The 7,598-nt window shown below is 52.9% G+C and carries 9 protein-coding genes; 3 read left to right on the forward strand and 6 right to left on the reverse strand.

The window, feature by feature from the left end; all coding sequences use genetic code 11:
* The 4 genes from ABJQ89_RS11760 to ABJQ89_RS11775 all read right to left on the reverse strand — a co-directional run.
* Window positions 1-226 (reverse strand): aldo/keto reductase (locus ABJQ89_RS11760; protein WP_348496422.1); only part of this gene is annotated, 226 nt, incomplete at its 3' end.
* Window positions 226-1,515, reverse strand: coding sequence for an L-fuconate dehydratase (locus ABJQ89_RS11765; RefSeq protein WP_348496423.1), 1,290 nt, complete (start codon window positions 1,513-1,515; stop codon window positions 226-228). The genes ABJQ89_RS11760 and ABJQ89_RS11765, both read right to left, overlap by 1 nt.
* Complete coding sequence (locus ABJQ89_RS11770; RefSeq protein ID WP_348496424.1) at window positions 1,512-2,357, reverse strand: fumarylacetoacetate hydrolase family protein; 846 nt, start codon at window positions 2,355-2,357, stop codon at window positions 1,512-1,514. Before ABJQ89_RS11770 ends, ABJQ89_RS11765 begins: the two co-directional genes overlap by 4 nt.
* Window positions 2,358-2,375: 18 nt before the next feature.
* Window positions 2,376-3,116 carry an SDR family oxidoreductase gene (locus ABJQ89_RS11775; RefSeq protein ID WP_348496425.1) on the reverse strand — a complete coding sequence of 247 codons (741 nt, stop codon included), beginning with the start codon at window positions 3,114-3,116 and terminating at the stop codon, window positions 2,376-2,378.
* 293 nt (window positions 3,117-3,409) lie between these two features.
* Between ABJQ89_RS11775 and ABJQ89_RS11780 the strand changes: the two genes are divergently transcribed.
* From ABJQ89_RS11780 to ABJQ89_RS11790, 3 genes are all read left to right on the forward strand, one after another.
* Window positions 3,410-4,210 (forward strand): IclR family transcriptional regulator, encoded by an 801-nt coding sequence (locus ABJQ89_RS11780; RefSeq protein WP_348496426.1) that lies wholly within the window; start codon window positions 3,410-3,412, stop codon window positions 4,208-4,210.
* 229 nt (window positions 4,211-4,439) lie between these two features.
* Window positions 4,440-5,870: an MBOAT family O-acyltransferase gene (locus ABJQ89_RS11785; RefSeq protein WP_348496427.1), complete on the forward strand. Its 1,431-nt coding sequence runs from the start codon at window positions 4,440-4,442 to the stop codon at window positions 5,868-5,870.
* A gap of 12 nt (window positions 5,871-5,882) precedes the next feature.
* Complete coding sequence (locus tag ABJQ89_RS11790) at window positions 5,883-6,968, forward strand: hypothetical protein (RefSeq protein WP_348496428.1); 1,086 nt, start codon at window positions 5,883-5,885, stop codon at window positions 6,966-6,968.
* A 90-nt stretch (window positions 6,969-7,058) separates the two neighbouring features.
* Here ABJQ89_RS11790 and ABJQ89_RS11795 read toward each other — a convergent pair whose 3' ends face one another.
* Entirely contained in the window at window positions 7,059-7,316 is a 258-nt protein-coding gene (locus tag ABJQ89_RS11795; protein ID WP_348496429.1) for a hypothetical protein, read from the reverse strand.
* A gap of 83 nt (window positions 7,317-7,399) precedes the next feature.
* Window positions 7,400-7,598: hypothetical protein (locus tag ABJQ89_RS11800; RefSeq protein WP_348496430.1), on the reverse strand; the 199-nt coding region annotated here is incomplete at its 5' end.

The raw sequence follows: 7,598 nt of genomic DNA on the forward strand, positions 1-7,598 counted from the left end.
CTTGCAAAAAGCGGCCTAAGCGCTGCTCTGATAGCCCGCGCCCATAGTGCGGCGCTGTGTCAAAATAACGAACGCCAGCGTCCCATGCGCTGGCCAGCACATCAGCGGCTTGATCATCCGAAACCTCTGCATAGAGGTTGCCGATGCTCGCGCAACCAAAGGACATTGGCGTCACCATGACCTCCGTTTGCCCAACCCGTCGCAATGTTGAAAGCCGCTGTGACATCACTCAGCCGCAATCGCAGGTTTAAAGCAAAATTCGACCAATGTGTCGGGAAGCATCTCGATAGAGAAGCCCGCCATGCGCGGCGCTTGATAGGCGCCGTTTTCGACCAGACAAGGATCAAGGAAATGTTCATGCAGGTGATCTACATATTCGATCCGGCGCGTGTCTTTTTCACCTGTGATCGCAATGTAGTCGATCATCGAGATATGCTGGACATATTCACATAAACCAACGCCGCCCGCATGGGGCCAGATGGGTTTCCCATATTTCGCGGCCATCAAAAGAACGGCCAGCACTTCGTTCAAACCACCCATGCGGCAGCTATCGACCTGCACCACGTCAATCGCATCTTGAGTGATGAATTGCTTGAACAGAATACGGTTCTGGCACATCTCGCCGGTGGCGACTTTGATCGGCGCAATCGCTTCGCGAATTGCTTTGTGACCAAAGACATCATCAGGGCTAGTCGGTTCTTCAATGAAATAGGGATTAAACTCGGCCAGCTCTTTGACCCAATCAATCGCTTGCTCGACTTCCCAAACTTGGTTCGCATCAATCATCAGAACCATGTCCGGCCCCAACTCTTCCCGCGCAATTTTCAAGCGGCGTTTGTCGTCTTCTAGGTTTTGACCAACCTTGAACTTCGTATGCGTAAAGCCAGCTTCACGCGCTTCTCGACAAAGACCACGGAGCTTTTCATCCGAATAACCAAGCCAGCCAGCGGACGTTGTATAGCAAGGGTAGCCTTCGCTCTTTAACCGAGCCGTGCGCTCGGCTTTCCCCGCTTCCATGCTTTGAAGAAGCGACAAAGCTTCATCAGGCGTGATCGCATCTTTGAGGTAACGGAAATCGATGAGTGACACGAATTGCTCTGGTGACAGCTCGCTCACCAATTCCCAAACAGGCTTGCCCACGGACTTGGCCCAAAGATCCCACACAGCATTGACGACAGCGCCTGTTGCAAGATGCATTGCGCCTTTGTCGGGGCCTATCCAACGCAGCTGACTATCACCCGTTACATGGCGCCAGAACTGCCCCATGTCTTTGGTGATATCATCCAGATTCAAACCTACCACACGATCGCGCAGGGCGTGAATAGCGGCAACGCAAACTTCGTTTCCGCGTCCGATGGTAAAGGTCAGCCCATGCCCCTCTAACGGTGTATCCGTCTCCAGTATGACATAAGCCGCTGAATAGTCTGGGTCTGGGTTCATCGCGTCCGAACCGTCCAAAGACAGTGACGTCGGGAAGCGAAGATCAACCGTTTTCAAGTCCGTAATGCGGGTCATGGCGCGTTCTCGACCACTTGGCGCTGCATGCCGAGCCCTGCGATGCCGAGCTCCATCTTGTCACCCTCTTGAAGATAGGTTTCAGGCTTTTGCCCCATCCCCACCCCCGGAGGCGTCCCTGTTGAAATGACATCACCTGGGTGCAAACTCATGAATTGGGACAGATGTGCAATCACCGTCGCCACATCAAAGTGCATCGTTTGCGTGGACCCGTTTTGATACCGATGCCCGTTGACCTCTAGATACATATCGAGCGCTTGAGGATCCGGCACCTCATCACGGGTCACGAGCCACGGGCCGATTGGCCCGAAGGTATCGCAGGACTTCCCTTTCACCCACTGACCTGAACGGTGCAACTGGAAGTCACGTTCGCTCAGATCATTGACGACACAATAACCAGCCACATGCGACAGCGCGTCTTCCTTTTCGATGTAAGAGGCCTTTTTGCCGATCACCACGCCCAACTCGACTTCCCAATCGGTTTTCACAGAATTGCGCGGGATGTGGACGGGATCGTTCGGGCCTTGAATGGCCGACGTCGCTTTAAAGAAAATTACCGGCTCTTCCGGCAACTCCAGCCCACTTTCCTTTGCGTGATCTGCATAGTTCAAGCCGATGCAAATGAACTTGCCAACACCGCCAACACAAGCACCAATCCGCGTATCCATCGGAACAACGGGAAGCGAGCCAACGTCGAGCGCGCGCAGCTTGTCCATCTGAGCGTCATCAAGGGTCGCGCCCGTCAGGTCATCAATGTGACCTGACAGATCGCGGATATTCCCATTGGCATCCATTAACCCGGGACGCTCTCTGCCCATTTCGCCGTATCGCAGAAGTTTCATAGTGCTCGATTTCCTTGGTTAAATGGCCCAACCGCCGTCGATGGCAAAGGTTTGCCCGGTGGTGAAGGCGCTTTCATCGCTTGCGAGATAGACCGCGAGAGATGCAATTTCTTCGGCTGTGCCGATACGGCCCATTGGTTGACGGGCGATAAAGTTCACTAGTGCAGTGTCGTAGTCACCCGTGGCGCGCAGACGCTCATGCATGGAGGGACTATCGACTGTACCCGGGCAGATCGCGTTGCAGCGAATGCCTTGCGTGATGTAGTCAACAGCGACCGATTTAGTCATGCCGATCACTGCCGCTTTAGACGCGCAATAGGCGAAACGATTTGGTACGCCCTTCATCGAAGATGCGACAGAAGACATATTGATGATCGACGCACCGCCGCGCTCCAACATGCCCGGCAATAGCGCGCGCATCATGCGGTACATCGCGTTGACGTTGAGATCAAAACTGAAGGTCCAGTCCTTTTCCTCACAATCCAGAATGGACCCATCGGCGACAAAACCTGCACAGTTGAACAAGACATCAATGTCGGGCAGCTCCGCAACAACGCGAGCGAGATCATCCGCACTGGTCAAATCAGCCTGAACAACTTGAACGCCATCCAACTCGCGAAGGGTTGCGAGCGATGTTTCGTTGATATCAACCGCAACGACCTTAGCGCCCTGCTCAAGAAATGCCTTTACGCTTGCAAGGCCAATTCCCTGCCCAGCAGCAGTGATCAGCGCGGTCTTATCTTTCAATCTCTGTGTCATGTTTCGTCCGTTCTATTTCAATTTAAAGACAAGCCACTTTCGCCGCTCACCTTCAGCAACACCATCAAAAATTGACTGATTTTGATCGTTTTGCACCTGCTCCCCCTCCCAAAGGACCATCGATGCATTTCTTTCCGCCCCGACTGAAGCGGCGCGGCTTTGCCTAAACTCGAATCAAATTGCTGATTCCAGCGCTGTTATTCAAATATAAAACAGATATTCATATTGTAATCAAGATTGACATAGAGCGAAAAGCAAGAAATCTTTAAAGCTCGGAAAAAACGGAATGCACAATGGCCGCTGAAGCTGGAAAATACCGCGCACCTGCGCTTGAAAAAGGCCTCGATATTCTCGAAGCCTTGTCGACCCATGTAGATGGTTTGTCCCAAGCGGAGATCGCGAAAACACTTGATCGCTCTCAGAGCGAAATCTACCGCATGCTCGACACATTGGTACGGCGCGGCTATGTGGTGCGCGGCTTTGACGGTGAACGCTATTCGCTGAGCTTGCGCATGTTTGCTATGTCGCAGCGCCACCCCCCGATCAGTCGGCTTTTGAACGCTGCGGCCCCGCGGATGCGAGAGCTGACAAGAAAAGCTTGGCAATCTTGTCACATGGGTATGGAAAGCAATGGCGACATAGTTGTCGTCGCGTCTGCTGAATCTCCCGGCAACTGGGGTTTATCCTTGCGCGTTGGAACTGTCATTGGCCTGTCCAATACCGGCACTGGCCGCGTGCTTGCCGCTTTTCGTTCAGAAGAAGCGCTAGAGCGCTTGTTGGAAACGCATCGACTTGCCGTCGGCGAACCAGAAATGGATCGCATAGCTTTCATGGACGAGATCGCAAAAATTCGCGAAATCGGGTTCGCCAAGATGCCATCTGCGACCGCTGTTGGCGTGACGAACCTTGCCTACCCCGTGTTCGGGGCAGACGGTGTCGCGGCTGCGGTTCTCAACTGCCCTTTCCTAGAACGCATTGATGATCTGGATGTACCCAGCCTTGAAGACGTGCATGAAATGTACCTGGGACTGTCCACAACGTTGTCCAAATACTATTCTGGCCATGATCCAATGACGGACGCTCAGGAAGAGTGAGGTCTCTCACTCGCATCACTAATCACGCCATTTCTGCCCAAATACTACGCGACAAAGGCTCAAAGCGCTTTAAATGACGCCAAATCATTCAAACGACTCCTTGATCGCACGCTTACATGACCTCATTAGAGAAAGAGAAATTGCAGAGCGTTTGTTCTAACCCAAGCTGTCACGAGGGAAAGGACCGCATAAATCGCACTGCGCAGAAATAGTCTGGACCTGCTCGCACGTGCTCTTTACGGAATTAAATTTCTGGGTGTTTTTCGCCTGTGTGATGTTGGCTTACGTTGTTTTGCCCCACAAAGCACAGAACCGCATGCTGTTGGTGGCCAGCTATGTGTTCTACGGCGCTTGGGATTGGCGGTTTCTTGGTCTTATCCTGCTCAGCACCGTTGTCGATTTTGTCGTCGCACAGCATATCGACCGCCAAGACGATCAAGTCAAAAGGCGGCAGCTCCTCTGGGTCTCGGTCGCGTTCAATCTCGGCATGCTGGGCTTTTTCAAGTACTTCGGGTTCTTTGCTGACAGTTTCGCCACGCTGCTTGGCGGCTTTGGATATCATCCTGATCCTTTCATGCTGTCGATTGTGTTGCCCGTTGGGATTTCATTCTACACATTCCAAACGCTCAGCTATTCGATCGACATCTATCGCCGCGACCTGAAACCAACCAAAGACTTCCTCAATTTCGCGCTCTTTGTTGCCTTCTTCCCGCAACTCGTGGCCGGCCCGATTGAACGCGCGCGCAATTTGCTCCCAAATATTGAAATGCCCCGCATTCTAAGCTGGGATGATTTCAGACGCGGAGTTGTGCTTTGTCTTATTGGCATGATCAAAAAGGTCGTGATCGCTGATGGCATCGCTCATACTGTGAACTCAGTTTACGCCAATCCGGATCCGTCCCGCATAGACATCCTGCTCGCAACATGGCTGTTTGCAATCCAAATTTACTGTGATTTCTCGGGCTACACCGATATCGCACGTGGCATCGCCAAGATGCTAGGTTTCCAACTTATGCGTAACTTCACGCAGCCGTATTTTGCCACCAATCCGCAAGAGTTCTGGCGTCGTTGGCACATCAGCCTGTCTACTTGGTTGCGCGATTATCTCTACATTTCTCTCGGTGGAAACCGAGGGAGCCGTTGGATGACCTACCGAAACTTAATGGCGACGATGACGCTCGGGGGGCTCTGGCACGGCGCGGCGTGGAACTTTGTCGCTTGGGGCGTTTATCAAGGTGCGCTCTTGAGTGTCCATCGCGCCATAGCAGGCAAACGCACCCAAGACAGCGTGCTCGAACGCAGCAGTCTCTTTGGGTGGATTGGCAAAATCTTTGCCATCGCAGCCTTCTTTCAGGTCATTTGCTATGGTTGGCTGTTGTTTCGTGCGACGTCCTTTGCGCAGATCGCCGACTTTACAGCCCGCTTGCTTGGTCTCGTTCCCGCCCCTTCTGGATTAAGCATGACGAGCCCTCCTTTTGCTGCGCTACTTGGCATCGCGATCTTACTTTTCTGGGACATCTTTACGGAGCGCACGCGAGACGTTGAATTCTATACACGTTGGTCAACACTGACGCGTGCAGGGCTCTATGCCGTGATGATCTATCTCTTGGCATTTGGCGCGACGACAAACACTTCGACATTCATCTATTTTCAATTCTAGGCAACAAGAGCGATGAAAAAGACATTCACCATGCTGGTTTCGATCTTGGCCATGATCTCGCTCTTGGATCAAAGCGTCATGGGTCTTTTGAGTTGGGCCGAGAGCAATGGAAAGCTCGGATCGTTGGTGCGATATTTTGAATATGGACGGAGTGTACCCGGCAAATTAGCAAAGTGGGAAGACAACCCCGACAACCTTTACAATCTCTATGACCTCGCATGGCGCGGCGAGATTATTGACGCTTCGACGCACAGCTTCGATGCGGAACAGGAAAATCCTAGGCCCGTCATTCGCAGCTATGGCATGTCATTCGTCGACAACATCCTTTTGGCCGCGAAGGAAGACAATCCAGACCTCACGCTCGACATGCACAGCGGGCCTAGCGCGCCCCCAAACTTCACCTTTGCCCTATTCCAAGATGACATTGCCAATCGACGCGACGGCGATATTGCCGTGTTTGGCATTCTATCTTCCTCCGTGTCGGGCTTGGCAGCAATGTCCAATCGGACATGGGCGTTTGAGCAACCTGCCCCGTTCACCTATCCCGTTTATCATCTTGTGGATGGTGCGCTGCATCGTATGGAACCTTTGATCAATTCAGGTGACGCTGAACGGTCGCTTCGCTATCGCCCTTTTGTTTTCGATGCCTGGACCGAACAGCTGTCAAACGAGGATCAATTCTACTTCTCTGCGACCTTTGGTGCGACATGGCTCGACTTTTCACCCTTTGCCCGTTTGGTCAGACGGTCATTCGCGCAAGCGCATGTCACTCAGGTCCAAGAAAATATTCGCAACGGCAGCTACCCCTGCGAGGAAGTGCTTCAACTCATGATCACAGATTTTGCGCGAACGGCTCGTCAAAATGGGCAAAGACCTGTGGTGATGTTGATCCAATCTCGTGATCCAGATGATTTAGACTTGCTAGAGATCGCAAAGCCGGTGTTCGAAAAATTTGATATCCCCTACCTAGCGACGGCCGAGCATTTCGATCCTCGGTATGCGTCTGGTTTTCTTGCTGATGGGCACTACAAACCCGAGGTGGATAAACAGTTTGCAGCCGCGTTCGCGGAACTGTTGGGATCGCTACCCGCGAACTAGAGTTACCCCCCCCAAACAGAAAAAACCCACAACGCCGGGAGGGAACGTTGCGGGTCTTTGGGTCGGGAGGGGCAGACAGGGTCTAAGGGCTTAGCGAAGGTCTGTTGAGTTCAGCGGACGCTCGTTTGCTTTGAAGCTTGTGACGCTCACTGTGTCGCCAACGAACACTTCTGAACGACCATCGAGGCCATATGCGGATGTTGCGATTTCGCTGACGACGCCATTAGTGACTTGACCAAGCGCGTTTTGCGCGGCGGCGACGTTGTCGATGTGAGTTGGCTGAACCATTGCGGAAGCAGCAGAGGCAAGAACAGTAGCGGCGGTCAAAGATGCGATGATAAGTTTCATGGTAAGGTCTCTTTCAGATTTTGGGTTTAAGAAGGGTCAAGGGAGGAAGGTGGCCGGAGACGCGCCCGGCCTGCGCTGTTCAGTTAGCGGATGTCTGTGGAGTCCAGCGGACGGTCGCTTGCTTCAAAGCTTGTGACGCTCACTGTGTCGCCAGCAAATGGCTTGGCGCGGCCGTCGAAGATGTAGTTGGAAGCGGCAACTTGGTTAACAACACCGTTTGTCGCTTGGCCAATCTCGTTACGTGCTGCGGCGCGGTTGTCGATGTCTGTCGGCTGAACCATT

Origin of the sequence: Planktotalea sp. (assembly GCF_039984035.1) — a bacterium.
GTDB lineage: Bacteria > Pseudomonadota > Alphaproteobacteria > Rhodobacterales > Rhodobacteraceae > Planktotalea.

Coding starts and splice junctions, on each gene's coding strand:
- ABJQ89_RS11780 (WP_348496426.1), top strand. CDS start 3,410: ATGGCCGCTGAAGCTGGAAAATACCGCGCACCTGCGCTTGAAAAAGGC.
- ABJQ89_RS11770 (WP_348496424.1), bottom strand. CDS start 2,357: ATGAAACTTCTGCGATACGGCGAAATGGGCAGAGAGCGTCCCGGGTTA.
- ABJQ89_RS11790 (WP_348496428.1), top strand. CDS start 5,883: ATGAAAAAGACATTCACCATGCTGGTTTCGATCTTGGCCATGATCTCG.
- ABJQ89_RS11765 (WP_348496423.1), bottom strand. CDS start 1,515: ATGACCCGCATTACGGACTTGAAAACGGTTGATCTTCGCTTCCCGACG.
- ABJQ89_RS11795 (WP_348496429.1), bottom strand. CDS start 7,316: ATGAAACTTATCATCGCATCTTTGACCGCCGCTACTGTTCTTGCCTCT.
- ABJQ89_RS11775 (WP_348496425.1), bottom strand. CDS start 3,116: ATGACACAGAGATTGAAAGATAAGACCGCGCTGATCACTGCTGCTGGG.